Source organism: Armatimonadota bacterium, assembly GCA_020354555.1.
In the GTDB taxonomy this organism is placed as follows: Bacteria; Armatimonadota; Hebobacteria.
The window spans coordinates 2,938,682-2,965,587 of record CP070648.1 but is presented as its reverse complement, the minus strand read 5'-3'; the positions used below and the strand labels follow the sequence as shown (position 1 = coordinate 2,965,587).

At 67.1% G+C, this 26,906-nt stretch carries 25 protein-coding genes; 17 read left to right on the top strand and 8 right to left on the bottom strand.

Annotated features, from left to right (window positions below; genetic code table 11):
* From JSV65_12150 to JSV65_12095, 12 genes are all read left to right on the top strand, one after another.
* A partial coding sequence (locus JSV65_12150; GenBank protein UCH33322.1) for an AGE family epimerase/isomerase occupies positions 1-1,176 on the top strand: 1,176 nt, incomplete at its 5' end.
* A 152-nt stretch (positions 1,177-1,328) separates the two neighbouring features.
* A complete protein-coding gene (holA, locus tag JSV65_12145) occupies positions 1,329-2,501 on the top strand; it encodes a DNA polymerase III subunit delta (GenBank protein ID UCH33321.1) in 1,173 nt (390 codons plus the stop codon).
* A 28-nt stretch (positions 2,502-2,529) separates the two neighbouring features.
* The gene (locus JSV65_12140) at positions 2,530-2,808 is read left to right on the top strand and encodes an acylphosphatase (GenBank protein ID UCH33320.1); all 279 of its coding nucleotides are present in this window, start codon (positions 2,530-2,532) and stop codon (positions 2,806-2,808) included.
* Between the two features lie 279 nt (positions 2,809-3,087).
* The gene (locus JSV65_12135) at positions 3,088-3,519 is read left to right on the top strand and encodes a hypothetical protein (protein ID UCH33319.1); all 432 of its coding nucleotides are present in this window, start codon (positions 3,088-3,090) and stop codon (positions 3,517-3,519) included.
* A 310-nt stretch (positions 3,520-3,829) separates the two neighbouring features.
* Complete coding sequence (locus JSV65_12130; protein UCH33318.1) at positions 3,830-5,089, top strand: competence/damage-inducible protein A; 1,260 nt, start codon at positions 3,830-3,832, stop codon at positions 5,087-5,089.
* A gap of 57 nt (positions 5,090-5,146) precedes the next feature.
* Positions 5,147-5,731: an RNA 2',3'-cyclic phosphodiesterase gene (gene thpR / locus JSV65_12125; protein ID UCH33317.1), complete on the top strand. Its 585-nt coding sequence runs from the start codon at positions 5,147-5,149 to the stop codon at positions 5,729-5,731.
* Positions 5,728-6,762 (top strand): recombinase RecA, encoded by a 1,035-nt coding sequence (gene recA / locus JSV65_12120; GenBank protein UCH33316.1) that lies wholly within the window; start codon positions 5,728-5,730, stop codon positions 6,760-6,762. Before thpR ends, recA begins: the two co-directional genes overlap by 4 nt.
* 122 nt (positions 6,763-6,884) lie before the next feature.
* Complete coding sequence (locus JSV65_12115; GenBank protein ID UCH33315.1) at positions 6,885-7,316, top strand: regulatory protein RecX; 432 nt, start codon at positions 6,885-6,887, stop codon at positions 7,314-7,316.
* Positions 7,317-7,431: 115 nt separating this feature from the next.
* Positions 7,432-8,967 carry a ribonuclease Y gene (gene rny / locus JSV65_12110; protein ID UCH33314.1) on the top strand — a complete coding sequence of 512 codons (1,536 nt, stop codon included), beginning with the start codon at positions 7,432-7,434 and terminating at the stop codon, positions 8,965-8,967.
* A gap of 95 nt (positions 8,968-9,062) precedes the next feature.
* Entirely contained in the window at positions 9,063-9,881 is an 819-nt protein-coding gene (locus tag JSV65_12105) for a TIGR00282 family metallophosphoesterase (GenBank protein ID UCH33313.1), read from the top strand.
* A 126-nt stretch (positions 9,882-10,007) separates the two neighbouring features.
* The gene (locus JSV65_12100; protein ID UCH33312.1) at positions 10,008-10,268 is read left to right on the top strand and encodes a stage V sporulation protein S; all 261 of its coding nucleotides are present in this window, start codon (positions 10,008-10,010) and stop codon (positions 10,266-10,268) included.
* Between the two features lie 56 nt (positions 10,269-10,324).
* Positions 10,325-10,825 (top strand): hypothetical protein, encoded by a 501-nt coding sequence (locus JSV65_12095; protein ID UCH33311.1) that lies wholly within the window; start codon positions 10,325-10,327, stop codon positions 10,823-10,825.
* Between the two features lie 490 nt (positions 10,826-11,315).
* On the opposite strand, the gene JSV65_12090 is transcribed toward JSV65_12095, so the two are convergent.
* Both JSV65_12090 and JSV65_12085 read right to left on the bottom strand, forming a co-directional pair.
* The gene (locus tag JSV65_12090) at positions 11,316-13,715 is read right to left on the bottom strand and encodes an endonuclease MutS2 (GenBank protein ID UCH33310.1); all 2,400 of its coding nucleotides are present in this window, start codon (positions 13,713-13,715) and stop codon (positions 11,316-11,318) included.
* Positions 13,716-13,876: 161 nt separating this feature from the next.
* Complete coding sequence (locus JSV65_12085) at positions 13,877-15,010, bottom strand: acetoin utilization protein AcuC (protein ID UCH33309.1); 1,134 nt, start codon at positions 15,008-15,010, stop codon at positions 13,877-13,879.
* Between the two features lie 258 nt (positions 15,011-15,268).
* On the opposite strand from JSV65_12085, the gene JSV65_12080 reads away from it, so the two are divergent.
* The 3 genes from JSV65_12080 (at position 15,269) to JSV65_12070 (ending at position 18,575) form a co-directional block, all read left to right on the top strand.
* The gene (locus tag JSV65_12080) at positions 15,269-16,681 is read left to right on the top strand and encodes a sigma-70 family RNA polymerase sigma factor (GenBank protein UCH33308.1); all 1,413 of its coding nucleotides are present in this window, start codon (positions 15,269-15,271) and stop codon (positions 16,679-16,681) included.
* 974 nt (positions 16,682-17,655) lie between these two features.
* Positions 17,656-18,051: a hypothetical protein gene (locus JSV65_12075; GenBank protein ID UCH33307.1), complete on the top strand. Its 396-nt coding sequence runs from the start codon at positions 17,656-17,658 to the stop codon at positions 18,049-18,051.
* A 110-nt stretch (positions 18,052-18,161) separates the two neighbouring features.
* On the top strand, positions 18,162-18,575 hold the full coding sequence (locus JSV65_12070) for a hypothetical protein (protein ID UCH33306.1): 414 nt from the start codon (positions 18,162-18,164) through the stop codon (positions 18,573-18,575).
* A gap of 19 nt (positions 18,576-18,594) precedes the next feature.
* On the opposite strand, the gene JSV65_12065 is transcribed toward JSV65_12070, so the two are convergent.
* Positions 18,595-18,741, bottom strand: a complete 147-nt coding sequence (locus JSV65_12065; GenBank protein ID UCH33305.1) for a hypothetical protein — start codon at positions 18,739-18,741, stop codon at positions 18,595-18,597.
* Between the two features lie 54 nt (positions 18,742-18,795).
* Between JSV65_12065 and JSV65_12060 the strand changes: the two genes are divergently transcribed.
* The gene (locus JSV65_12060) at positions 18,796-19,950 is read left to right on the top strand and encodes a hypothetical protein (protein ID UCH33304.1); all 1,155 of its coding nucleotides are present in this window, start codon (positions 18,796-18,798) and stop codon (positions 19,948-19,950) included.
* A gap of 143 nt (positions 19,951-20,093) precedes the next feature.
* Here JSV65_12060 and JSV65_12055 read toward each other — a convergent pair whose 3' ends face one another.
* Positions 20,094-20,606, bottom strand: coding sequence for a hypothetical protein (locus tag JSV65_12055; protein UCH33303.1), 513 nt, complete (start codon positions 20,604-20,606; stop codon positions 20,094-20,096).
* A gap of 289 nt (positions 20,607-20,895) precedes the next feature.
* Here JSV65_12055 and JSV65_12050 point away from each other — a divergent pair, with 289 nt between their 5' ends.
* A complete protein-coding gene (locus JSV65_12050; GenBank protein UCH33302.1) occupies positions 20,896-21,957 on the top strand; it encodes a hypothetical protein in 1,062 nt (353 codons plus the stop codon).
* Between the two features lie 114 nt (positions 21,958-22,071).
* Here the strand turns inward: JSV65_12050 and JSV65_12045 are convergent, their stop codons facing one another.
* From JSV65_12045 to JSV65_12030, 4 genes are all read right to left on the bottom strand, one after another.
* Positions 22,072-23,055, bottom strand: a complete 984-nt coding sequence (locus JSV65_12045; GenBank protein UCH33301.1) for a Gfo/Idh/MocA family oxidoreductase — start codon at positions 23,053-23,055, stop codon at positions 22,072-22,074.
* Between the two features lie 72 nt (positions 23,056-23,127).
* Positions 23,128-24,141, bottom strand: coding sequence for a Gfo/Idh/MocA family oxidoreductase (locus JSV65_12040; protein UCH33300.1), 1,014 nt, complete (start codon positions 24,139-24,141; stop codon positions 23,128-23,130).
* A 161-nt stretch (positions 24,142-24,302) separates the two neighbouring features.
* A complete protein-coding gene (locus JSV65_12035) occupies positions 24,303-25,364 on the bottom strand; it encodes an exo-alpha-sialidase (GenBank protein UCH33299.1) in 1,062 nt (353 codons plus the stop codon).
* Between the two features lie 346 nt (positions 25,365-25,710).
* Positions 25,711-26,688 carry a potassium channel protein gene (locus JSV65_12030; protein UCH33298.1) on the bottom strand — a complete coding sequence of 326 codons (978 nt, stop codon included), beginning with the start codon at positions 26,686-26,688 and terminating at the stop codon, positions 25,711-25,713.
* Positions 26,689-26,906: the final 218 nt, after the last annotated feature.

The window sequence follows — 26,906 nt, the reverse complement described above, 5'->3', positions numbered from 1 at the left end:
TTCGCGGAGTACGCTCAGCTCTACCTCACCAATCTGCTTGACGACGTGCTGCCGTTCTGGCAGAAGCATTCCCTCGACCGGGAGTGCGGCGGATACTTCACCTGCCTCGACCGCGCGGGCGATGTGTACGATACCGACAAGTTCGTGTGGCTCCAGGCGCGCGAGGTGTGGACGTTCTCGATGCTGTACAACCGCTTCGAGCGGCGGGATGAATGGCTCAGCATCGCGCGCCACGGGGCGGAGTTCCTGCGCGCGCACGGGATGGACGGGGAAGGCAACTGGTATTTCGCGCTGGATCGGCGGGGCAATCCGCTGGTGCAGCCGTACAACATCTTCTCTGATGCGTTCGCGGCCATGGCGTTCAGTCAGTATGCGCTGGCGACCGGAGATGAGGCGGCGAAGGAGCTTGCGCTCACGACCTATCATAACGTCTGGCGGCGCAAGGACAATCCCAAGGGGAAGTACTCGAAGGCCGTGCCGGGCACGCGCCCGCTGCGCCCGTTCGCGATCCCGATGATCCTGTCGAACCTGACCCTGGAGATGGAATGGCTGCTCGGCGAGGAGGAGACGTGGGGACTGGTTGACCGCTGCGTGGACGAGGTCATGACGCTGTTCGTTGACGACGAGCGCGGCCTGATATTCGAGAACGTGCTGGCAGAGGGGGCTCACTGTGACTGCTTCGACGGCCGGCTCATCAACCCCGGACACGGCATCGAGGGCATGTGGTTTATCATGGACATCGCGAGGCGCAAGAGGGATGACGCGCTCATTGCGAAGTGCGTCGATCTCGCGCTGAGCATTCTCGAGTTCGGATGGGACAAGCAGCACGGCGGGATCTTCTACTTCCTCGACGCGGAGGGCAAGCCGCCGCAGCAACTGGAGTGGGATCAGAAGCTGTGGTGGGTGCATCTGGAGACGCTGGTGGCGACGGCAATGGGCTACCTGCTCACGGGGCGCAAGGAATGCTGGGAGTGGTATGAGCGGGTGCATGAGTATGCGTGGGAGCGATTTCCGGACCCGGAGTACGGGGAGTGGTACGGGTATCTCGACCGGCGCGGCGAAGTGCTGCTGCCGCTGAAGGGCGGGAAGTGGAAGGGGTGTTTCCATGTCCCCCGCGCGCTGTACGAGTGCTATCGGTTGTTCTCGGAGATGTCGGGGGGAGTACTCGACGGGTGAGGTCAGGCTTTTCCCGCACCGGGCTGGTCATTCTCAAGAGCTGGTCGTCGCGCGTTCGCGATGAGGTCTGCCTTGGGCAGGAAGAGCGCGTGCGCCAACGGAAACCGAGAGTCATAAGCTCGCCGTGACCGGCGACGCCGCCGAACAGTCCTATGCCTAAGCTTTCCGCCGCCCAATTCCACAAGCAGGGATACGATCCGCAGGGCCAGTGGTGTCTGCTGCATGGCCCCGAGTACGAACTGAAGCTGCGGGTGCGCAACGGGATCGTGGAACGCCTGGTTTCGCCCGAGGACCGCGACTATGCGGTGGAGACTTTCGTCGTCGGCAAAGGAGTCAGGGCGGCCGCGATCTCGGGTAGGGCGCAGACAGCCGCGAGCCTGAGTCCCGTCCGCGTGCTCGTGGTGGACGGCGTGGAGAACATGACGAATGCCGAACAGCGCGAACTGGCGAGCAATCTGCGCGCGGCGCCGGGCACGACGGTGATTCTCACGGAGGGAGCGCGCGGCCAGCGATCCGAGCGCCGGAGGTCAGCCGGCGGAGAGGCGAAGAGCCGCTTGAGCGCGGAGTTGATTAAGGCGGTCGCGGAGTCGGGCAGCGTAGTCGAATGCGCCGCGATGAGGCGGGAGGAGGCTGCCGCGTGGGCTGCCGACTACGCGCAATCCCTGGGCAGCACCATGAAGCCGGCCGTCGCCGCGCTGTTGACCGAGCGCGTCGGCACCGACCTCGGTAGGATCGCACGTGAGGTCGAGAAGCTTGTGCTGGTCGCATCGGAGGGGAGCGGCATATCCAAGCGCCACGTTGAGGAGTTGACGGTACGTGCCCCTGAGGATAATGTCTTCGCGGTGGGCGACGCCATCGGCGCCGGCGATGCGGATCAGGCGCTGGCGGTGCTGCGCGATCTCGTGCAATACCAAGGCGTCGAACCGACCACGGCGCTGGCTTTCATCGCCCGCCAGTTTCGGCTCATCTGGCAGACTAAGGTGCTGCTCGATACGGGCTGGCGCCCGGGGAAGGAACCCTCAGATGAGGCCGAGGCCTTGCTGCCGGAGGACGCCGACATACGGCGCTATCTGTCCAGCCGCCAGTGGCTGGTCAACCGACTGGCGGGACAGGCGCGGCGGTTCTCGTGGCCGCAGTTGGCCTACGCGCTGCGCCGCGTGCTCGCGGCGGAGCTTGCCCTGAAGGGCATCGGCGAGGGTGTGTCGGAGCCGCGGATGGCGCTGGAACTGCTCGTTGCGGGGCTATGTCGGCGGCGATCGGGCGCGGGCGCGGCCGCTGCGGACGCGAGAAGCACCCGCGGCACCGGTGCGACACCCCGCCCGTGACGTGCGTGAGGAGGGGCAGGCGCAGAGAATGCCCGATCAACGGCTCCACGCTACAATCCGGGGCAGGGTGCAAGCGGTAGGCTTTCGCGCGTTCGTCCAGCGCCGGGCGATTGAGCTGGGGCTGACCGGCTGGGTGCGCAACACGGTCGGCGACGAGGTCGAGGTGGTCGCCGAGGGGCGTGAGAAGTCGCTGCAGGCCTTACTGGGGCATCTGCGCCGCGGGCCAGCGAGCGCGCGCGTCGAGGCGGTTGACGCACAGTGGCGGGCGGCGATCGGCGAGTTCAGGTCATTTCGGATCACCTATTGACGGCCTGGCCGGGGAATTCGGCGGGGTGAAGTCGAGACGACGGTGGAATGCGAGCACTGCCATCAGCATAATCCGCCGGGCCGGGAGACCTGCTGGAACTGTGGCACGCGGCTCGGCGCTTCCACGGACGATGACGCCGACGTAAAAGCGGCGGCCGCCGGAGCGAGAGCTGCGCCGGACAAGAGGCCAAGCGCGGAGGACACTTCGGAGTTGGGGACGCTCGGACCGCTGCGGCTGAGTGGCCCGTCTGAGCGGACTGCGCCCCGCCCGGAGAGCCGGGTGCCAGCCGACCACGTGTCAGCCGCACGAGGTGCCAGGCGGCTGCTGGTTCGAAGCATCATCGCCGGCGCAGTGACGGGAGGCGGGGCGCTTGGCGTAGTGACCGGACTGCTGGCCGAAGCCGGCTCGGGGATACTCGAGGGGGGAACGGTCGCGGTGTACGTCGCGCAGGGCTTCATCGTGGGGGCGATCAACGGGGCGATCATCGGAGCGTTGAGCGCGTACTACGGGGGCGGGATCTGGACCGGTGGGAAGGTCGGCGGGGCGCTGGCCGCGGGCATGTGGTTCGCGCAGATGCTGCTTACCGGTACGATTGCGGGGACGCCGGCGCCGATAGTGGCAGCGGAGGTACTGGTCATGGCTCTCGCTGGGGCGGCGATGGGCGCGCTGGTCGGGGGCGTTGTCGAGTCGATCTCACCGGCCAGCCACTGAGGGACGCTGCCCCGGCGCCATCAGCGGGATGCGCTTGCCGCGGGCGCGGGAATGGGCTATAATGGCAGCGTTAGCCGGTATTACTCATACCCGGCGCGGGTCGGCGCTACCGATCTCTGAGCGTGCTGCCTGGGGTGCGCCGCGCTATTCATGATACTTCATAGGCGCACCGCGCGCAGGGCGCGAGGTCGGTCATGGGTAATCCGGGTTAGAATGCGGGCACAGGCCGACTGTGCGGTGTCACAGCGGGCGAGCCCGCGGAACGAGCGCGCCGCAGGCCCGCGACGGTCGGCGCGCTCCAGGGGACCGCATGCGAGCGGAAATCCTCTCGGTAGGAACCGAGCTTCTCCTTGGTCAGATCGTCAACACCAACGCCGCCTACCTGTCGCGCAGACTGCCGGACGTCGGCATAGACGTCTATCGGCACGTCACGGTCGGTGACAACGTTGAGCGCATCCGCGCGGCGGTGCGTGACGGGCTGAACCACGCCGACGCCGTGATCGTAACCGGCGGCCTCGGCCCGACGGCCGATGATGTCACGTCGGAGGCGATCGCGCTCGCCCTCAACCGCGAACTCATCTTCGACGAATCCTGCGCGAGACGTATTCGGTCGCTCCTCGAGACCCGCGGCATCCCCGTCCTCGACAGCCACATGAAGCAGGCGCGCGTGCCCGCGGGATCACGCATCATGCCCAACCCCGTCGGCAGCGCTCCGGGCTTCATGGTCGAAGAGGATGGCCATGTCGTGTGCGCCCTGCCCGGCGTGCCCAGAGAAATGGAGGCGATGGCCGAGGAGAGCCTACTGCCGGAGCTGCGCCGCCTGTCGCCGGACAGCGTCATCCGATCGCGGGTGCTCAGGTTCGTCGGTATCGGCGAATCCACGCTGGAGAATCTAATCGGGGATCTGGTTGCGGCGCAGAGCAATCCCACCATTGCGCTCCTCGCGTGTACCGGCGAGGTGCACGTGCGCCTGACCGCGAAGGCGGCGGACGCGGACGCGGCGGAGGCGATGCTCGATCCCCTCGAAGCGGCGGTGCGGGAGCGCGCCGGGGGATTCATGTACGGCCGCGACGAGGAGTCGTTGGAGGCGGCTGTCGGCGAGCGCCTGCGGGTGGCCGGGCTGACCCTCGGGGCCGCTGAATCGTGCACCGGGGGCCTGATCGGCCACCGGATAACGCAAGTTCCGGGCAGCTCGGACTACTTTCTCGGTTCGCTTGTAACGTACGGCAATCGCGCGAAGGTGGAGTTGCTCGGCGTTGCGGAGACGGTGCTGGAGGAACACGGAGCGGTGAGCGAGCCGACCGCCCTCGCGATGGCTGCGGGAGCGCGCCGGGTGCTTGGGTCGGATGTCGCGGTTTCGGTAACGGGGATTGCCGGCCCTTCGGGCGGCACGGCGCGGAAGCCGGTCGGCCTGACGTACATTGGCTTCTGCGGCCCGGACGGGGAGAAGTGCGAGGAACACCGTTTTGGCGGCGCGCGTGACATGATCAAGTCGCGAGCGGCGAACGCGGCGTTGGCGTTGGTGCTGAGCGAGGCCGAGAGGCTAGCACGGGCGCGCGCAGAAGACTAGGACGTAGGGGAAAAGGCGCTGCGTTGCTGCCGTGCGGCGAGGCGCTGGATCGAGACGATGCGGGCTTTCGTGGCCGTCAACCTGGACGGGAACCTACGCCAGGCCATCGGTGAGGCGCAGGGTTCGCTGCGACGCACGGGCGGCGACGTCAAGTGGGTGCGCCCGGACAACATGCACCTGACGCTCAAGTTCCTGGGGTGGGTGGATGACGCGCGGCTGGCGCCGATCGTCGAGGCGGTGAGGCCGGCCGTGGAAGCGGAGGCGCCGTTCCGCCTGCGGATCGAGGGCACGGGCGGGTTCCCGTCGGCAACAGCGCCGCGGGTGATCTGGGTGGGAGTCAAAGAGGGCGCGGAGGAGCTTGCGCGGCTGGCGGAGCGGGTAGAGGCGGCGCTGGAGCCATTGGGATTTGACAGGGAAGCGCGGGGGTTCAGCCCGCATGTCACAGTGGGCCGGTGCCGCAGCGCGGGCGGGCGTGACGGGCTCGCCGCCGAGATACGGGCGATGCGCGAGCGGCCGTTTGGTGAGATGGAGGTCAGGCGCGTCGAGCTGATGCGCAGCGACCTGCGCCCGACGGGACCCATCTATACGAGTCAGCATGCGTTTGATCTCGCGGGAGCGCCGACGGAGCAGGGAGAGGGATGATGTCGGACAAAGCGAAGGCGTTGGAGCTGGCCATCGGCCAGATCGAGAAGCAATTCGGCAAGGGTTCAGTCATGCGCCTCGGCGAGGCGTCGTCGCGGCTGTCGGTGGATGCGATTCCGACGGGTGCGCTGACGCTCGACCTCGCGCTGGGTGTCGGGGGCGTGCCGCGCGGGAGGATTATCGAGATTTTCGGGAACGAGGCCTCGGGGAAGACCACGCTTGCATATCACATCGTCGCCGAAGCGCAGAAGCGCGGGGGAACCGCCGCGTTCATCGACGCGGAACACGCGCTCGATCCCGCGTACGCCAAGGCGGTCGGGGTCAACGTTGACGAGCTTCTGCTGTCACAGCCCGACACCGGGGAGCAGGCGCTGGATATCGCCGACATGCTGGTGCGCAGCGGCGCGATTGACATTTTCGTGGTGGACTCGGTCGCCGCGCTGGTTCCCCAGACGGAGCTGGAAGGGGAAATGGGCGATTCGCACGTCGGGCTCCAAGCGCGGCTGATGAGCAAGGCGATGCGCAAGCTCTCGGGATCGCTGGCGACGACGCGCACGGTTGGGGTCTTCCTGAACCAGCTCCGCGAGAAGATCGGCATCATGTTCGGCAATCCGGAAGTCACGCCCGGCGGCCGCGCGCTCAAGTTCTGGTCGTCGGTGCGCATCGAGCTGCGGCGGGTGGAGAACCTCAAGTCCGGGACGCAGGTCATCGGCGCGCGCAGCCGCGCGCGGGTAGTCAAGAACAAGGTCGCGCCGCCGTTCCGGCAGGCCGAGTTCGACATGATCTACGGCAAGGGGATATCCCACGGCGGTTGCATTCTCGACGTCGGCCTGGGGCTCGGGCTGATCACCAAGTCGGGGGCGTTTCTCAGCTACGGCGATACCCGCCTCGGGCAGGGGCGCGAGAACGCACGAGAGACATTGGAGAGCAACGCGGAGCTGGCCCAGGAGATCGAGGATCGCATCCGCCAGCAGGTCGGCGCCGACGGGGCCAGTGCGGCGGATGAAGATGACGCGGCGGCCGAGGAATAGCGGCGGTCAACAAGACCGCGAGGCCCGTCGCCGCGCGACTCTTAGGCCTGAGGGAGGATAGCCTGAGCAGCGATTGCTCGCGGCGAGAGGTCGAGCGGGCACGCGAGGCGTGTCTGCGGCTGTTGGGGTACCGCGCGCGGAGCCGGTGGGAGCTGGCCGAGCGGCTAGCGCGCAAGGGGTTCGCGGAGCCGGTGATTCGCGCGGCGGTGGATGCGCTGGAAATGGCGGGGCTGGTAGATGATGAGGCGTTCGCCCGCGCGTGGATGCGGGAGCGCCTGGCGAACAACCCTCGGGGCTCGTTGGTGGTGCGCTGGGAGCTGCGCCGCAAGGGGGTAGATGAAGAGATCATCCAGCGAGCGATCGAGGAAGAAATGGGCGTGGAGCGGGAACTGGATGCCGCACTGAGAGTGGCCGCCAGGTACGCGGCGCGGCCGGGCGAGGATGAAGCAGGAAGCCTGAGGCGCCTGGCCGCAGCGCTGCGGCGGCGAGGGTTTACGTTTGAGGTGATAGATGCGGCGCTCGCACGGGCGCGCCGGGAGCGGAGCGCTTCGTAGAGTATGGCGGGCCGCCGCCGCCGGCGTCGGGATCAGCGGCGCCGGGCGCAACATGGTTGAGGCCGATGGGATGACTCTCCCGCCCTTCGGCCTCTCGAAGAAGGGAGTTGCATAGATGGAAACGCAGTATATCGTTCTATCGGTAGTCGGTTGGATCGTGGTGCTCGCGCTCGCATGGCTGATCGGGAGCAAGCAATCGCAGCGAGCGGGCGCGAAGCTGAGGGAGGCGAGCCGCATCCTGGAGGATGCCCAGAAGGAGATAGATGGGCTCAAGAAGGAGGCGTTGCTCGAAGCCAAGGACGAGGCGCACCGGCTGCGCACGGAGATAGACCGGGAGAACCGGGAGCGCAGGAGCGAAATCCAGCGCGCGGAGCGCCGGATTGCACAGAAGGAGGAGAATCTCGAGCGCAAGCTCGACGGTGCCGAGAAGCGCGAACGCGCCCTCAATGGGCGCGAGAAGGACCTCGACCGCATGCGGCAGGAGATCGTCGAGGTCAAAGAGCGTGAACTCGCCGAGCTGGCGCGGATTTCGGGGGTCACGCCGCAAGAGGCGAAGGCACTGCTGCTCGAGCAGGTCGAGAACGAGGTTCGCCACGAGGCCGCCAAACTCGCACGGGAGATCGAGGAGGCGGCTCGCGAGGAGGCCGAGAACAAGGCGCGCGATATCCTGGCGATGGCAATTCAGCGCTGCGCGGTTGACCAGGCAGCGGAGACCACCGTGTCCGTCGTGCCCCTTCCGAGCGACGAGATGAAGGGGCGCATCATCGGGCGCGAGGGGCGCAACATCCGCGCCTTCGAGGCGGAAACCGGCGTGGATCTGATCATTGACGACACGCCGGAGGCGGTCGTACTATCGGCGTTCGACCCGGTGCGCCGCGAGATCGCCCGCACCACCCTGTCGTATCTGATCAACGACGGGCGGATCCATCCCGGGCGCATCGAGGAGACGGTGGCGCGGGCGCGCAAGGAGGTCGAGAAGAAGATCGAGGAGGCGGCCGAGCAGGCGGTGCTCGAGACCGGCGTGACCGGCTTGCCCAAGGATGTGATGCGGCAGCTGGGCAAGCTCAAGTTCCGCACTAGCTACGGGCAGAACGTGCTCGATCATTCGATCGAGGTCGCCCACCTATGCGGGGTGATGGCAGGAGAGCTGCACGCGTCGGTCGCGGTCGCGAAGCGTGCCGGCCTGCTGCACGATATCGGCAAGTCGGTTGATTTCGAAGTCGAAGGCACCCACGCGGCCATCGGCGCGGATCTCGCGCGCCATCACAAGGAGAACGACGAGGTCATCCACGCGATCTCGGCGCACCACGCCGAGGAGCCGTTCCGGACGGTCGAGGCGGTGTTGGTGCAGGCCGGGGACGCGGTGTCGGCCTCGCGCCCGGGCGCACGCAAGGAGACGTTGGAGACGTATATCAAGCGCCTGGAGAACCTGGAGAAGATAGCGGAGTCGTGCGCCGGGGTGGACAAGTGCTTCGCGATTCAAGCGGGGCGCGAGGTGCGCATCATCGTCAAGCCGGAGGACGTGGACGACCTCGCCGCGGGGCGGCTGGCGAAGGAGATCGTGCACAACATCGAGGAAGGGCTGGACTACCCGGGACAGATCAAGGTCACGGTCATCCGGGAGACCCGCGCCGTGGAATATGCGAAGTAAAAGCCGCCGCCGCGGCGGACGCGGGCGGCGGTGAACGTAGGGTTTGCGACAACAGACGCGTGGCATACGGCAACGGACGCAGGGCGCGCCGATCTATGAACATACTCTTCATCGGGGACATCGTGGGCCGCCCCGGGCGCCGCGCGCTCCAGCGCGCGCTGCCGGAGTTGGTCGAACGCTGGCAGCCGGATTTCGTGATCGCCAACGGCGAGAACGCGGCGGCCGGGTTCGGCATCACCGCCTCCGTAGCCGAGGAGATCCTGGCGCCCGGCGTGGATGTCATTACGACCGGAAACCATGTGTGGAATAAGAAGGAGGCGGAGCAGTTCCTGGCGCAGGAGTCGCGGGTGCTGCGCCCGGCCAACTATCCGCCGGAGGCACCCGGGCGCGGGGCTGGGGTGTTCGAGTCACGCAGCGGCGTGCCGGTGGCGGTTATCAACCTATGCGGGCGGGTATTCATGGAGTGTCTTGACTGCCCGTTCCGCGAGGTCGAGCGGCAGATCGCCGAGTTGGGGGAGGCCGCCCGGGCGATCGTGGTGGACATGCACGGCGAGGCGACCAGCGAGAAGCTGGCGATGGGATGGATGGTGGACGGGCGGGTGAGCGCGGTGATCGGCACCCACACGCACGTGCAGACGGCGGACGCGCAGGTGATGCCGGGGGGTACCGCGTATATAACGGACGTCGGCATGGTCGGGCCGCGGGATTCGGTGCTTGGGATCGAGCCGAGCACGGTGATCGAGCGGTTCACGCGGCAGATGCCGAAGAAATTCGAGTTGGCGCGGGGGCCGGTCGTAATCGGCGCCGCTGTGATTGAGATTGACGAGGAAACCGGCCGCGCCCGCAGCATCAAGACGCTTCAGGAGGTCGAGCCCGATCCGCTTGTCGAGTCGGCCGCTGAGGGGCAGAACTAGCGCGGCAGCCTTGCGCGCGTGCGTTCCTCAGGCGGTGCTCGGCATGTGGAGGCATCGCAAACGATCCGGGCCGGCGACGTCACGGCTGCAACGTTATCTACAAAGACACGGCAAGGAGGACTCACGATGGAGGTCCTTCGAGTATCAGCAAAATCGAACCCGAATGCAGTAGCAGGCGCCCTGGCTGGAGTGGTGCGCGAGAAGGGATGCGCGGAGATGCAGACCATCGGCGCGGGCGCGCTGAATCAGGCCGTGAAGGCATTGGCAATCGCGCGGGGGTTCATGGCGCCCTCGGGAGTGGACCTCATCTGCCGGCCCGCCTTCGCCGATATTCACGTGGACGGCCAGGAACGCACCGCGATTCGGCTCATGGTCGAACCGAAGTAGCTTCACACACGTAGCGCGCCGCCGTGGGGGCCGGGGACGCGCGGCGTTGGTTGATCATGTCTTCATCATCCGCACTCGAGGAATGCGAGCAGCGCCTGCAGGCGCTGCTCGCCGATTATCAGTACCGCGTCGTCTACGGCAACCTGCGCGCGCAACGCTCCGAGTGGCCGGGGCAAGACGGCGTCGTCAACTTCGCGCTGGTCTACGAGCTGCCGGGCGGGTCAACGAGCCAGATCAACGTCGACTACCATCCGACGAACGACAGCTTCTGCATCATGGACGTTGACACCGCCGAAGAGCGCAACTGCAGCGACGCGGAAGCCGCGCTGGAGCTGGTGCGCGAGAGCATAGCGCGCATCCCGGAGCGCCGGTTGCGGCGACTGCGCGAGGACATCGACCGGTGGTTCGGCGAGGGCAAGTCGAGCCACGAGATGTTCGCGGAGATCAACAAGCTGCTGCAAACCGACTTCAAGGGCGGGAGCCTGACCCACCGGGAACTCAAGGCGGGGATCAACTACATCCTGGAGTTGGGGAAGAAGAAGGCCCCCGGGGGATAGGCGTCGGAATCCGGGGCAAGTCCGGCAGACTGCGTCCTGCCGGTCACCCGCGCTTTCGCGCCTGGATTCCTCCCGACCCCGTGTATCTTCACGTGTCTCTCTCCCGTGCCCACAAGGACGGCGAGCCCGCCGTGCCAAGGCTTCGTGGGCCACTGGGCGCGTGCCTCGCCCACGCCCGGGCGGTCCGCGTTTCGGCCGCGCCCAGGACAGGCTCTGACCCCGCGATTCGCGGCTCACCTGTGGCGAGTAGACGTCAGCGCTGGCGCGCCCGCCGGAGGCGGGTGGACCTCTGGCGCGAAGTCGCGCCCGGGAGCGGCAAGAAAGCTATCCGCGGAGATCGACGGCTGGTGCTCAGACAACTGATTCTTGCGACAATGTCGGAGGTCGGAAGCACGTCTTCTGCCCACCCTCCCCGACTCTGGGCCGGAGGCAAGTGCATGCCCTACGGCTCACTTATCGGAGGTGACGAGAAGACTATGTTGACTGAGCGCTAGCCCGGGTCGCCGGGGACGAGTTCGGCGATGGTGACGCCGGCGGCGCCCTCGTCGCGGCGGCCCTGGCGGTACCCGTGGACGTGGGGATGTTTGGCCAAGGCCTCGCGCACCGCGTTGCGTACCGCGCCAGTGCCAAGGCCGTGAACGATTCTCACTTCCGTCATGCCCGCAAGGATGGCATCGTCGAGGTACTTGTCGAGCACTTCGAGGGCATCGGCCACGCGCATCCCGCGCAGGTGAATCTCGGGCGGGACTTCCCCGGCCTTCGCCAACTGGGGCGCAGGCTCCATCTCCGACGGAGGCACCTGCTCGAGATCTTCGGTACGCACCTTGAGCTTGAGTATGCCGACCTGCACCTCAACCATACCCTCTTCCGGGGCGGGGCCGAGGATGGTGCCGCGCTGGCCGACGGTGCGGACGATGACGGCTTCGCCGGGACGGATCTTCTCGACGGGCTGCGCGGGCTCGGGCTCAGGCTTAGGGGGCGGCGGTGCCGGCTCGGGCGGGGGAGCGGGCAACGCCTCTTCCACGCGCTCGTCCACGCGAGCGAGGTCACCTTGAGCCTGGTGGGCGGTGCGGTCGGCCTCGGCGCGTTTCGGCTTGCGGCGGGCTTCGTGCTGCAGGCGCTCGATGATCTCCGCGGCTTGCGCGCGGGTTTCGTTGAGCACACGCGACGCCTCGCGGCGGGCGTCACGCAGGATCTGGCTGCGCTTCGATTCCAGGTCGCGGAGACGGCGTTCGAAGTCGGCGCGCGCTGCCTGCAGCTCGCGGCGCTCGCGTTCGGCGCCGGCGCGTTCGGCCTGGAGGCGGCGCTGGGACTCTTCGATGCCGCGGATGGCGTCCTCCATCACGGTCTGGGTTTCGCCGAGCATTGAGCGGGCGGTAGAGACGACGTCGTCCGGCAGCCCCAGGCGCCGCGCGATGGCAAAGGCGGTGCTGCTGCCGGGCAGGCCGATGCGCAGGTGATACGTGGGTTGGAGGCTCTGCGGGTCGAACTCGACGCTCGCGTTCTCGATGCCCGGCTGGGCGTAGGCGAAGGCCTTGAGTTCGCCGTAGTGGGTGGTCACGACGGTCCGCGCGCCGCGCGAATGCATTTCGGTGAGTATCGCCTTGGCCAGGGCGGAGCCTTCCGCCGGGTCGGTGCCGGCGCCGATTTCATCGAGCAACACGAGGGCGTTGGCGTTGCGCGGGACCGCGCGCATGACCTCGACGATCTGGGCCATGTGGGAGGAGAACGTGGACAGGTTTTGCTGAATGCTCTGCTCGTCGCCGATGTCGGCGAAGATCTGCTTGAAGGCGGCGAGGCGGCTGCCTGGCTCGGCGGGCACGTGCAGCCCTGACTGAGCCATAAGCGAGAGCAGGCCGACCGTCTTCAGGCTGACGGTCTTGCCGCCGGTGTTGGGGCCGGTGATGACGAGGGCGGTGAATCCTTCGCCGATGCGGATGTCAATGGGCACGACGTCTCCGGCGAGCAAGGGGTGGCGCGCGCCGACGACGTCAATGACGCCGTCGGCGTTAAGCTGCGGCGCGCAGGCGTCCTGGGCCTGGCTGAGGTGAGCGCGGGCGAAGATGGCGTCGAGCGTCGCGAGGACCTCCACGGTTTCGAGCAGCTCTCGCGCGGCGCGGCCTACTCCCTGGCTGAGGCCGGCGAGGATGCGGCGCACCTCGCGTTCCTCCTCCTCGCGCGCCTCGGCGAGATCGTTGCCCGTGTCCACGAGAGCGAGCGGTTCCATGAACACGGTCGCACCGCTGGCCGAGGAGCCGTGGATGATGCCGCGGAACTCGGTGCGGAACTCGCTGCGGATCGGGATGCAGTAGCGCCCGTTACGCACCGTGATGAGGGGCTCCTGGATCATGCGCTCGTACTGTCGGTTGTGCAGGACGCGCTGGAGCCTTTGCTCGAGGGATGCGTGGAGCGCGTGCGCACGCTGGCGCAGACGGGTCAGCTCTTCGCTGGCGTCGTCTTTGACCTGGGCGCGAGAGTCCACGCAATGCGTGATCTCATCCTCAAGGTGGCGGAAGTCGCGGAGCCCGAGAGCGTGAGCGGCGAGGGCCGGACAAGCGTCCTGGCGCGAGAGGACGAACGACCGCAGGCGCCGAGCGGCGAAGGCGGTACCGGCGATGTCGAGGAGGTGCGCCGGTTCGAGGACCTGGTGCTTTGCGGCACCGCGCACGACTTCGCGGATATCGCGGATGCCGCCGAGCGGAGGCGCGCTGTCCTCCTCGAGGACGAATCGCGCCTCGGAGGTCTCCTGCTGGCGCGCGCGCGCGACGTCGAGGTCAGCCGCGGGCTCGAGGGCGCGGGTCTGCTCTTTGCCGACGGTGGAGGTCGCGTGCTCGGCCAGCAGCTCGACGATCCTATGATACTCGAGAACTCGCAGAGTGCGAGGGTCCATCGTGACGACCTTTGCTGTACAGTTCGCCGCGCCTGATGCTCCTTCCCGCTGGCGGAGCGACAGCGAAGGGGATTGGGAGAAACGGGACAACTGGACCGGTGGCGGGAGCCGAGCGACCAGCGGCTTCCACGGAACGCGGCGGGAGAGGCGCCGCGAGACGTTCACAGCCGGTGGCGGGGGAAGATGAGGCGTTTGATCTGCTGCACCGTGCGCTCGGCCATGACTTTGATTCCGGCGCGCAGTTCCGGGCCGGACTCGGGCGCCTCGGCGTCGCGCAAGCGGCCCGAAGTGTCGGGGTAGTGCCGGGCGGCGGCTCCGGGGATCTCGTCGGGCAGGTCGAGGTCGGCCATGACCGCGAAGGCGAGCGTCCACGCCCGCGGCACGACCTCGAGGTCATACCCCCCGCCGCCGCAGGCGACCCACTTGCCCGGCAGGCGCTTGAAGGTATTGAGGACTTCCGTATAGCCGGCGGTGGTCAGCGCCAGGTGTGTCAGCGGATCGCGGTAGTGGGTGTCTGCTCCGAGTTGAGTGAGAATGAAGTCCGGTCTGAACGCTTCGATCAACGGCGGCACGACTTCGCGGAATGCCCAGAGGTAGGTCTCGTCGTCGGTGTACGGCGCGAGGGGAATGTTGACGGAATAGCCGACGCCATCCCCGATCCCCGACTCTTCGACGAAGCCGGTGCCGGGGAAGAGGTAGCGGCCGGTCTCGTGGAGGGAGATGGTGAGCACGCGGTTGGAGTCGTAGAACGCCTCCTGGACGCCGTCGCCGTGATGGGCGTCTATGTCGATGTAGGCGACTCTGGCGTCGTCGTCGGTGCGCTCGAGGATGTGCGCGATGGCGATCGCGGGGTCGTTGAACACGCAGAATCCCGCGGCGCGGTTACGGTGGGCATGATGCAGCCCCCCGCCGATGTTGAAGGCGACCTCGGTCTTGCCGTTGATAACGAGGTCCGCAGCCAGCACCGAGCCGCCCACGCACAGCGCGGATGCCTCGTACATGCCGGGGAAGATGGGGTTGTCGGAGGTGTCGAGGCCATAGCGCGAGGGCGAATCAACACTCCTGCCCTCGCCCAGCGCCTTGACGATATCCACGTACTCCTCGGCGTGCACCTTGAGCAGGAACTCTCGGCCGGCCTCGGTGGGCTGCTGCGAGTTCACGCCCGAGTCGCTGAACAGGCCGTAGGCCTGCATCAGCTCGAAGGCGAGGGTGAGCCGCTCCGGGCGCAGGGGGTGGGTGTCGCTCAGCTTGTACTCGGCGAAGGTGGGGCTGTAGATCAAGGTGGCCTTGTGCATCACTGGCAATCTCCGCGGGCCAGTATAGCCGCGGGGTCCGCCTCAGTCAAGGCGGAGCATCTGTGCCGACGAGGGGCATTGGATGCGTCGCCTGCGCATGTCCTCGCGCGAGCGTCGGATTAGCACGGAGGAGCGCTCCGTCATCCGGCCCTGGATTCGTACGGAATCGCAGGTTGCGCTGAACCAATCCATAGAGGAGGGCGCGGGGCGACACAGAACCCCGTGAGGAAACCGTGTGCGGCTGTTCTCCGAGGAACCATGTCTGCTGATACGAGCGCGATGCGCAGCGAAGATCACGCAAGCTCCGGCCTGTCCGGTGCGGCGTCCCGTGTTGAGCGACGGGCGCGCTCGCTGGCGACGTGGCGCGACGCCGACCTCGTACACGAGACCCTGACCCATTCCCACGGCCCCGCTTTCGATGAATTGGTGCGGCGGTACCGCGCGCAGGTGGAGCGGTATCTCTCCCGCCGGCTGCACAGCTCCGATGCCGTTCTCGACGCGACGCAGGAGACCTTCCTGCGCGCCTACGAAGGGCTTCACAGCTACTGGCCATCGTGCAGCTTCGTCGGGTGGCTGCTGGGCATAGCGGGCAATGTGGCCCACGAGCTGCTTCGAGCGCGGCGTCACGCGCCGGCGGAGCTGAAGGGGACCAGCGAGTCGCGGTGGGCATCGCCCATGCTGACCGAGCTGACTCCCGTCGCAGCGCTCGAAGAGCGCGAGTCGGCCGCGCGGCTGTGCGAGGCGGTGGCATCGCTCCCGACGCAGCTGGCGATACCGGCGGTACTGCGTTTCTACCACGACACGGATCTGCGCGAGATAGCGTACCTGCTGGATCTATCGGTGGGGGCGGTGAAGATGCGCCTGAGCCGGGCGCGGCGGATCATGCGGAAGTGCACGCGGCGCGGGAAGCTGCCATTCCCGACGACGGTGGCGACGGATCTGGCGCGGTGCTACTGGCAGCTCGGGAAACTGCTGTGGACGCAGGGGCATTGGCAGCAAGGCGCGGGAGCGTACGCCGCCAGCTTCGTGCTCGACGACGGTCTCGGCATGCGCATGTGGGGCGACACTCAGGATTCGAGCGGCACGCCCTACCACCGGACCAGGTGCCGACATGCTGAGAAGGCCCTGCGGCGAGCGATCCGGGCCCGGCCGGGATCGTCCAGATTGTGGACTGCTCTCGGGGCCTTCCGCTACTTCCACGGCGGGGCGTTCGACGAATCGCAGTCTTGCTTCGCGCGCGCCCTGGAACTCGAGGCATTCGGCGGAGCCCTGATTAACATGGCGCACCTTCACACCTTCGGGAGGGTGCGGCTGAAAGATGCGTTCGACCATCTGCGCGCGGCTGAGAAGACCGAGTCGGGAAATCCGTTCTACTACGCGATACTGGGAACGGCTCTCGCCAAGTCGGGCCGCAAGAACGAGAGCCTGTGGGCGGCGCGGGAGACCTTGTTCCTCGCTGGCAAGGCCCTCACCGACGGCGCACGTCATTGGTTCCCCGCGCTGCAGAAGATCGGGGGAGACATCTTCGTTCGTGCCGGTCTGCGCCACCTCGCGCGGAGATGCTACTGGAGGTCGGTGGAGGTCAGGCCACCTTTGCACGTCAGCGCGGACACGGCAGAGCGGTTGTACCGCGTGACGGTCGGCGCGCGCCTCGACGACCTCCTGTATTAGCAACCCGTGTCACATCATCGACGCCGGCCGCCGGGCCAATCGCCCCACCTATCGAGGTTCGTGCATTGCCGGGATTCGTGTATCACCGGAAGGCCCGCAGACGAGAGGATCACGCTCACGAATCCCGTTCCCATGGAGTCTGGGCTGGCACTCTAATAGCCGAGACTCTATAGGGAAGGATGCGAGGGACGGCGGGGCACCTCCCAAACGAACCTCGTCCGGAAGAGTCTACGTGTATTACCGGCGCTGCGGTAATACACGAGACTCTATGGGATTCGACACGTCCCTTCCCCTTTGCGTCCCGGTGCCCGCTCAGGAATCGTGTTACCTTTTCTCGTCACGTGTCATACTAGCTTATAGAGCCGCTATGCTGATCTGCTCGGGCGCGCGCACGGTCCGGCTACTTGCCGCGCGAGGGAAACGGCCGGCAACCAGGGGCGCGCTGCCAAGCAAGGGGGGCAACCGATCAAGGTCAGGCCGCGCCGCCCCCGGATGCGCCGCGATCCGGGGACGGATGTGGTCGCCGACAGGGCATCCGGGATGGGGCGGTGCTGACGGCCGGGAGGTCGTCGGGGGGACATCGCCCCTACTTAATGGGTGGCTCTGCCGGGCGGCGATTCCTTCCGACATTTCGTCCCTTGACTTTGCGCCGCAGCGGGGTATTATAGGCATGAGGATTCGGGCGGACTGCAGGATGCCAACGCAGGCGCGGATCCTCGTGGAGGTACGTCATGAAGCAGCACGCGGCGCCGCTTGTCTGGGCGTGGGTCGCGCTCGTGTTTCTCGTGACAATGAGCGCGAGCAGCCCCCAGGCCACTATCGGAGCTGCGGATGAGCAGAGCGAGCCGCCCGCGGCAAAGGAAACGGCATCGCCTCCTCCTCCGCCTCCGCCGCCTCCTCCGCCTCCGCCGCCACCTCCGCCTCCGCCGCCACCTCCACCGCCGCCGAAACCTGCGCTCGATCAGCCGCAGGCAGTGCCGCAGCGAGCAGCGCTGCGTCACGATTACCGGCGAACGTCCCCGCGGCTAATCGAGCCGCAGCGTCCGGGCCGGTGGGTGTGGGATCCCGCGACAGGGGCCAGGTATTGGGAGCCGATTATCCTCCCGCCGCCGTACTACGTGCACCCAGGGCGCTACGCGTATTGGCACGTTAAGCCGTATCCGCCCGGCCCGTGGACCTTCGTGCCGAACCCGGATTTCGACAAGACCATCTACGGGATGCTGTTCCTGCCGCAGCGGCCGCCGGACATGGCTTTCAAGCCTGGGGAAGGTCCTCAGTTCCCCTGGCTGCCCAGGGAGCCGGCGAAGGAGCAGAACCTGGTTCGGCCAAGAGGCTCAGGGCGGCTGCCCCCTGCGACGCGGAACCGGTGATGTAACGTAGCCCGCACGACGCTGCGCTTCGGCGTTGGCCAAAGAGATTCAGCACGACGGCCAGCACGCGAGGGGGCTATCAGGACCGTACGATGTGCGTGGGGAGGACTATGATCTTCAGAATCGGATTCGCGGTCTTGCTAACCGCTGGTTGTCTGATAGCGGCTGGGGCGACAGCGGCAGGCGAGGAGGTCGAAACGTCCGCATCCGGCGGCGGCTGTGACGCGCCGGCTGTGACGCCTGCACCGCTCACACTCGCAGATCCCGAACTGCGGGAGATCGTGAGCCATTTCAAGCATCCCGACGAGGCGCCACAGCATTGGTCGCCGCCGGTGGCGGTTGCGGTGCGCGAGCCGGCCGGCTACGCAGTTCACGCTTTCGCTTCCGTCAAGCCCTACTGGCCGCCTGTCATTGTGGGTCGTCCGCCGCGGCCGGTGATGCCGTTCTTCTGGCCCATCGTCACGCCAGGCACTCCTCCTTTCCTCTCTCCGCTGTCGGCTGACTCCTTCTCACCCGTTCCGTAGAGCCAGAGGGCACCGGATCTCACCCGCCCTCCTCGTTCACGCCCGCAGTATTGATGCCGGTCTCCTCCGCGGGGCCTTTCCTCGCCTCGGGGGCATCGCTGCCATAGACCGCCAACCGTCGCGGAACTTCCGCGGCCTGCCCGGAGTCAAATACATCAGCGAGCACGTTCGTCCGCCTGCGGCGCATGCTCTGTCGGCGGCGAGCGGAATGGAGGGGAAAATGAAGTCCGTAAAGCTGAGCAGGCGGCTGAAATGGATCGTTGTATGGACGCTGGCGGCCGCGGCGCTGATGGCGGGCGGGCTGTTACTCACGGCCGCGGCCGAGCCGGGCGGGCCGCAGCAGGTGGCGCGCATCGAGCCGACGCCGTTGCCGGAGGTCGTCAGGAAGCCCATTGCAGTCGAGGATCCGCTGACCGCGCTTCTGCACAGGGCGACGGTGCTCGCGCCCCACTCCCACGGCAACCTGACGGTATTCCCCGTGGCTGCGTCTCACATCGGCGATTTCGGATCGGTGCTGACGATGGACGAGGCGCTGACGAGGGGCCTGCTCGTCATCCAAGAGGTGGGCGGCGGGTCGGTCAATCAAGTGCTGGCAGTAAACCGGTCGGACCGTTACGTGTTCCTCATGGCGAGCGAGATGATAGGCGGAGCCAAGCAGGACCGCACGGTCGCGGAGGACGTGCTGCTCGCGCCGCGGAGCAAGGCACAGGTGCCGGTGTTCTGCGTCGAGGCGCACCGGTGGACCGCGGCCGCGCCGGACGCGAGATTCCGGGTCATGGAGTTCAACGCGCCGATGACGGTGCGGCGGACGGCGCGTCTCAAGCAGGACCAATCGGCGGTGTGGGCTGAGGTCGCCCGGGAGCAAGAGCGGCTCGAGGCGCCGAGCGCAACGGGGGCGATTAGGTCGGTATACGAGAGCCGTCACGTGCAGCAGAAGCTCGCGCCGTACGTGTCGGTGTTGAGCGACGTCCCCTCGGCAGCGCCAAACGTGATAGGAGTCGTGATCGCGAGAGGCGACAGGATTATCTGCGCCGATCTGTTCTACCGGCCGGACTTGTTCCGGCGCCTGTGGCCGCGGCTACTGCGGAGTTACGCGGCGGACGTCGTGGGCAAACCCGGGGGTTCACGGCGTGCGACCGTCGGAGACGCGGAGCGGTTCCTCGGGCGGCTGTACCACGCGGAGCGGACCATCATCGAGACGCCCGGCGCGGGACGCGCGATACGCTTGCACCGCGCCGGCGTCAACGGTTCAGCTCTGATTCACGGGCGGTCGGTAGTGCATCTCGAAGTCTTCCCGGGCATTGAGCTGCTCAGGCCGGGCGAGCCGGTGCGCCCGATGGACCTCGACCTGCGCCGCCAACGGCTGGAGGAGTGAGGACAAGCGTCCGGCTCCGACGCAGCCACGCAAGCGTGCGCGTCGAGGCGATCGGAGGCCGTCGCGAGATTGCGGAAGGGAACGGTAGGGGCACAGCAGGCTGTGCCCCTACGAGTTGTGGGCGTCTGCTCGAGCGGGCGGCCTTACCACGACATGGTAATGCCGGCCTTGAGGGTGGTGCCCTTCAATTCATCGCCGAAGCTGCGTTCCACCTCGAGCAGGAGCGAGTAGAGCTGGCTGCGCGAGGTCAGACCCGCAAATGCGTAGGACTGATACTCGCTGACGTCGCGCGACACCGGGGACGTCTCGTGGCCGCCGGTACGGCCGTAACCCGCGCCGAAGTAGATCGGGCTGCCCCAGCCGATGATGCCGGCGAGGCCGAGGTTGGAGTAGTCCCCGGACTGCGGCCAGGTCCACTGAATTCGGCCCTTGACGGGCCCGAGGAAGCCGAAGACGGCGGACAGTTCGACCCCCTTGCCTGATTCGACCTCGTCGCGGGACGGCTCGTACCAGATGTACGACACGACGGGCGTGGCCTGCTGCCCGGCTCCGGGCACAGGGATGGGCGCGGGGATGGTGATTTGCGCCACCGCGGGGGCGGCTGCAATCACGAGCGCGACGGACACTGCTGCGACGGCGACTCCGATTCGGAACATTTCACCCTCCACTGGTTCGTGCTTCGACCGTGCCTGCGTGCGAGCCTGTCACCGGGAAGCCTTGTGGGGACCGGCTCGCTGACCACTGTTGGTTTCGATACTGCGGTGCTTGTTGCCTGCCATGCCCCGGACAATCAGGAGCGCAGCGGCCCTCCTGTCACGGCTGTGAGGGCCGGCGGCAGCAGAGTGCACGTTGCGCTGTGGCTCGCGCGGCCGCCCTCGGAAAGACCGGTTGTCGTCCGCATTCCCTTGTGCTATCATCACGCAGCACACGTGAACGGAGTAGTGAATGACCTCTCGCGAACGGTACCTTGCAGCGCTCACTCACAAGGAGGCGGATCGCATCCCGATCCACGACAGCCCGTGGGGACATACGGTGAACCGCTGGCGGCGGGAGGGCTTGCCCGAGGGCAAGTCCCCCGGGGAGTTCTTCGGCTACGATGAACTCGTGGGCCAGGGCCCGGACATCTCATTCCAGTTCCCGCACGAGGTGGTGGAGGAGACCGATACCTACACCATCGCGCGCGACGCCAACGGGGCGACGCGGCGCAACTTCAAGGATCACGAGTCAACGCCGGAGCTGATTGACTTCACGATTCGGGATCGTCGGACGTGGGACGAGCACAAGCACCGTCTGGCGTGGAACGACAAGCGCGTGGACTGGGAGAAGGCGCTGCAGGCCAACCGCGAGGCGCGCGAGCGAGGGGCGTTCGTATGCCTGAGCTGCGCGATCGGCTATGACCGGACGCAAGGCTTTATCCGCTCGGACTGGCTGCTGATGGCGATTGCGGAGGACCCGGCGTGGGTGCGAGAGATGTTCGAGACGACGGTGGACCTGGTCATCACCGGGGCGGAGCAGATGATCCGCCGGGGTTTCCAGTTTGACGGCGCCTTTATGTTCGACGATCTCGGGTATCGAAACGCGTCGCTGTTCTCACCGGCCGCGTTTCGCGAGCTGGAGTTCCCGTCGCAGCAGCGGCTGTACGACTTCTGCCACCGCAACGGGATGCCGACGATCCTGCACAGCTGCGGCAACGTACGCGGCCTGGTGCCGCACCTGATCGAGGCCGGCCTCGACTGTCTGCAGCCGCTGGAGGTGAAGTCGGGAATGGACATCGTCGAGCTGAAGCGGGAATTCGGTCGCGACCTGGCCCTTTTCGGCGGCGTTGACGTGCGCGCGATGGCGAATTCCGATCCCCAAGTCATCGAGAAGGAGATCAGCACCAAGATCCCGGTCGGCAAGAAGGGCGGGGGGTACATCTACCACTCCGACCACTCGGTGCCGAGCAACGTCAGCTTCGCGCAGTACTCGCACGTGATGGAACTGGTCAGGAAGTACGGGACGTTCTGAGACGCGCGGGGCGTCGGGCAGGACATCCGCGGCCGGCTTGCGTGGCGTGTGCGGGGCACTCGGCGCGCGCGCGGGACAACAGGCGCGGCGCCTGTTCCACGTCGTCCCGCGCCGTCAGCGCACTTCTTCGATCCCCACCGGGCGCTTCTCCTCGGCGGAGCGATAGGCGGCCATGGCGACCTCGAGCGCGCGCAGGCCGTCCGTGCCGGTGATACCGAACGGCCGGTCCTGCTGCACCGCGTCCACGAAGTCCGCGACGAGGCCGAGGTCAGCATCGGAGCCCCAGTAATTCCAGGCCACGCCGCCGCGCTGGTCATCGTAGACGTCGAGTTTCTGCCCGAAGCCGTCAACGGCCGCGGCGCCCTTGGTGCCGACGATCTGCAGCGTGACATCACCCCAGGTCGGATAGGTCTTAGGGCGCGACCAGCTCGGATCGAGGGTGGCGAAGACGCCGTTGTCGAACGTCATAGTGAGGGTGCCGCAGTCGTCGCTCTCGATGTCGTGCATCAGGCGGTCAACCTCGGCGTACACCTCGACGATCTCGGCCTTGAGTATCCACCGCATGAGATCCACGACATGAACGGTGTGGTCGAGCACCGCGCCGCCGCCCGACAGCGCGGGGACGGTGAACCACCCGCCGGGCATGCGCCCGCGGTTGGTGCCCCGGGCAGCGAGGAATTCGCCGAGGTCTCCGTTGTCGCAGAGCGCTTTGAGCCGCAGGACGCCGGGTATGTAGCGACACGGGAAGGCGATGCCGAGCTTGACGCGGGCCTTCGTACACGCGTCGATAATGCGCTTGCCGTCGGCGACGTCCGCCGCGATGGGCTTCTCGCACAGCACGTGCGTGCCGGCCTTGGCGGCCGGCAGCACCCAGTCCGCATGCCTCGCGTTCTCGGCGGTGACGATGACGGCGTCCACTTGCTTGAGCAGCTTGTCGCGATCCATGCAGGTCGTCTCGAACTGCCGGGCCATCTCCTTGCCGCGCTGCTTGTCATCGTCGGCGATGCCGACGAGCTGCGCGTTGGGCAGGCTGTTGAGGCAGCGCGCGTAGCTACCGGCGTGCATGTGGGCGAAGCTGAGTATGCCGATCTTGACCATTCGTTCCTCCGGTTTTGGCAGCACAGTCAAAAGCGGCTGCGTTGCGTGTGACGGTGTGCGGCGACGCCCGGCCTAGTGAGCGAGCGGCAGGGCGAGCGCCTCCCCGCGCAGGGCGCTCTCCAAGGCGGCGAGCGCCAACTCGAGCGCGTTGTACGCGTCCTGCGGCGTGACGCACGGATCGCGGCCGGTGCGCACCGCGTCCATGAACTCGCAGATCTCGATCTGGTACGGGCTCTCAGCGAGAGGGCTTTCGGGCACGACGACACCGGGCGCTTTCTCGTCGCCGACGGCCTTCTTCCAGACCTGGAGCGGCGACGCGGCCTGGCTGTCGTATTCCAGGAGGCCCTTGTCGCCGGCGATCTCGAGCTTGGTAAAGAACGTTCCAGGTGGGTGCGCCCAGCTGCCTTCGATATGAGCAATGACGCGGCTCTTGAAGCGCACCGTAGCGAGCGCGTAATCCGTCGCCTCCGGCCCGTGGTATGTCAGCGCCTTACAGTAGATGCGCTCCGCTTCACCGAAGCACCACAGCAGGAAGTCGAGGTCGTGGATGACCATGTCAACCATCACGCCGCCGCTCTGGTCGGGGTCGACAAACCAGTCGCCAGCGCCGCGAGGGTAGCCGCTGTTGCGCGTGGTGCGGACGACCGCCGGGCGCCCAACCGTGCCGTCGTCGAGCAGGCGCTTGGCCATCGCGTATTCCGGGAAGAAACGCAGGACGTGGCCGATCATGAGGCAGATGCCGGCGTCCTTCGCGGCGTCAATCGCGCGCCGGGCATCGGCAAGCGTCCGGGCGATGGGCTTCTCGCAGAACACATGCTTGGCGCGTTGCGCGGAGGCCTCGATGAGATCCGCGTGCAAGGGCGTCGGGGTGCAGATGGCGACGATGGTGACGCGAGGATCGTCGAGGAGTTCCTCGGGATCTGTGTACGCCCGCGCGTCGTGCTGCTGCGCCAGCTGCTGCGCCGCTGGCGCGACGCTATCGGCGCAAGCAACCACCTCGACATCCGGCAGCGCGGCGAAATACCCCGCGTGCGAGGTGCCCATTCCGCCGCAGCCGATAACGCCGACTCCGTAATCTGACTTCATCTGGATGCTACCTCATGTCTCGCAGGATCGTGCCGCAGCACAGTCGCGCGCGGCGCGGCCGCGCCGAGGACAAGCGACTCGGCTCCGCGCTTCGCCGCACCCGCGGCCGAATCCTGCCGCATCCGGGGGATTGGCAACGCCGTGAGAGCGGGAACTCACGGTTACTCAAGCGCGGACAGGAGTTCCTGCTCGGCGTAGAGGACGCCGGCCGCGAACGCCCCGTCGAGGCGATAGGAGTCCATGTGGTCGCCCGCCGAGTAGTAGGCTGTGAGCATCGTGCCGTCCGGGAAGCGGACCGTCGTGGGGTACCCGCAGTCGCCGCCGGGCCGATCGTCGTTGTAGATGAGCGTGCGAGTGCGGTCCCACGTGCGGCCGCGATCGCGGCTGACTATTCCCTGCACGCCGAACGGCTCGCGGCGGTGGCCGTAGGTCAGCAGCACCCAGCCGTTGGAGAGGAGGGCGAAGTCCGCGGGGTGCTCACCCGACTCAGTGACCGGCGCGGGCGCCGACCAGGTGCGGCCGTCGTCGGCCGATCTGCTGACGTGGACATTGGGCGGGCGGTCGGGCGAACGCACGCCGGCGATGAGTTCGCTGTCGGGGAAGCGGAGGAAAGCGGTTTCGTTGAAGCCCTGGGCCACGAGCGACGGGGCGCCCCAGGTGAGGCCGCCGTCGGGCGAGCGCAGCAGGTAGGTATGGTACTGAGGAACGTCCCACGGGCGCTCGTCGTCCATCGGCATGCCGTAGATGCACATACCGAGCGTGCCGTCCGGGAAGTTCACCATCGGCCCGTAGGGCGAGCGACCGTTGAGCGGCTCGAAGTCGAGCTTTCTGGGATGCTCCCAACTGTGGCCGCCGTCATGCGAGCGGATGACCAGGGTGTCCATGATGCCGATCTTACGATCGTAGCGGCCTTGCTCGTTGTAGGAGCCCTGGTGGTGGTACGCGACGACGAGCGTGCCCTCGGGCGTGACGCCGACGGCCGGGTTGCGGTCGTCGCGGTCGCTGTCAGCGACAACTGATGGCGGCAACCATGTGTGTCCGCCATCGCGCGAGCGCACCAGCTCCAGGCGGCCTTTCAGGCCCAGGTGCCCGGCGCCCCCGCGCAGGATGGCGACGACTTCGCATTTGCCGAGCACTGCGAGCACCGGGAAGTACCCGGCATCACGCACGAGCGTCACTTCCTCGGCCCCCGGCAGCTTGCGTACGTCAATTGGCGCGCTCACGGGTTTCTCCTGCCGCCTCTGTTTGACGCGCTACATCGAAGCAACGGACACGAACCGTCGGCCGAGCGCCCGGTCGGGGCGCCTGACGCGCCTGGCTCAGCGCGAGAACTCCGCCACCTGCCATTCTCCAGCGGGAAGGTCGGATTCGATTTTCCCCTCCGACGTCGCGAGTACCTGTCCGCTCAGGACCTCATGGGCGACCGTTTTGCCGGCGGGAACGGTCGCGGTTATCCTGAGGTCACAGCGACCGGGCTCGGCGCCGGGCAAGGTGGTATCCGTGCAAAGAATCCTCGACGCACTCGATGCATGGGTTACCCTTGATGACAACCGGGGTGTCGCGCGGCGATCACGCGGTGTCGCTGCCGCTTGCGAGGCGCTCCAGGCGGGTGAGCTGGTCCGGCGTGCCGAGTGCGATCAACATGTCGCCGGCTTCGAGGATGTAGTCGGGCGTCGGGTTCGTATGAAATCGGCCGTCGGGCCCGCGCACCGCGATGATCCCGGCGCCGCTCTGTTCTCTGATCGCCGCGTCGGCGAGCTTCTTCCCGGCAAAACGCGCCTGCGGCCCGATGGTGATCTGAGCGAGATCCACGTCCACTTCCTCAGCTCGCAGGAAGAGGTCGAGGAAATCGACGAGCACCGGGCGGACGAGCGCCGCGGCCATCTGACGGCCGCCGGTGACGTACGGCGAGATGACCCGGTTCGCTCCGACCCGGGTAAACTTGTCGCTCGCGCCCGGGCCGGCGCAGCGAGCGACGATGTAGAGGTCGGGGTTCAGCGCGCGCGCGCTGAGCGTAAGGAACAAGTTGTCCTCGTCGCTCGAGCACACCGCGACCAGGCTCTTGGCGCGCTTGATGCCGGCGCGCATGAGCATCTCGTCGTCGGTGGCATTGCCGGCAACGAACGGAACTCCCGCATCGCTGAGTTCGGCGAGTTGGTCGGGGTCGCGCTCGATGACGACGAGTTGGGCGCCGTGGCGTATGAGCTGCCGGATAATCTCCTGGCCCATGCGCCCGTAGCCGCAGACGATGTGATGATTCTCCAGCTTTTCGATGGCTCTCATTCTTCTCCGCCTGCCCCAGAAGTCGAGGAGCTGTCCGCCGACGACGAGTTCCGCACCATAGCGCAGCGCCAAGGTGGCCGTGGCCAAGCCCCCGAGGATGAACAACACGGTGAACATCTTCCCGGCCGGGCTGAGCATCCGCACTTCACGATAGCCAACGGTCGAGATGGTGATAATGGTCATGAAGACGGCGTCAACGAGTTCGTAATGCTCCGCGAACTTGTAGTAGAGCACGGCGGCGATGAGCAGGAGGAGCAGCGCCACGGCCGCCGCCTTGAGTGCATGCAGGCTGACGCGCTGGCGATCCCGCAGGGTGCCGAAGGAGCGGCCCCCCAGAGCTGAGAGTTCACGGTAAGTCTGCTCGCCGATGATAGTCCCTCCCGGCCAACAGAGTCGTCGCGCGCAGCGTCGGAATGCGCTGCGCATCTTGGCGGACTGCATCGAATGCCAGGGCCGAGTGGATGCTCCGTTGGGCGCGGCCC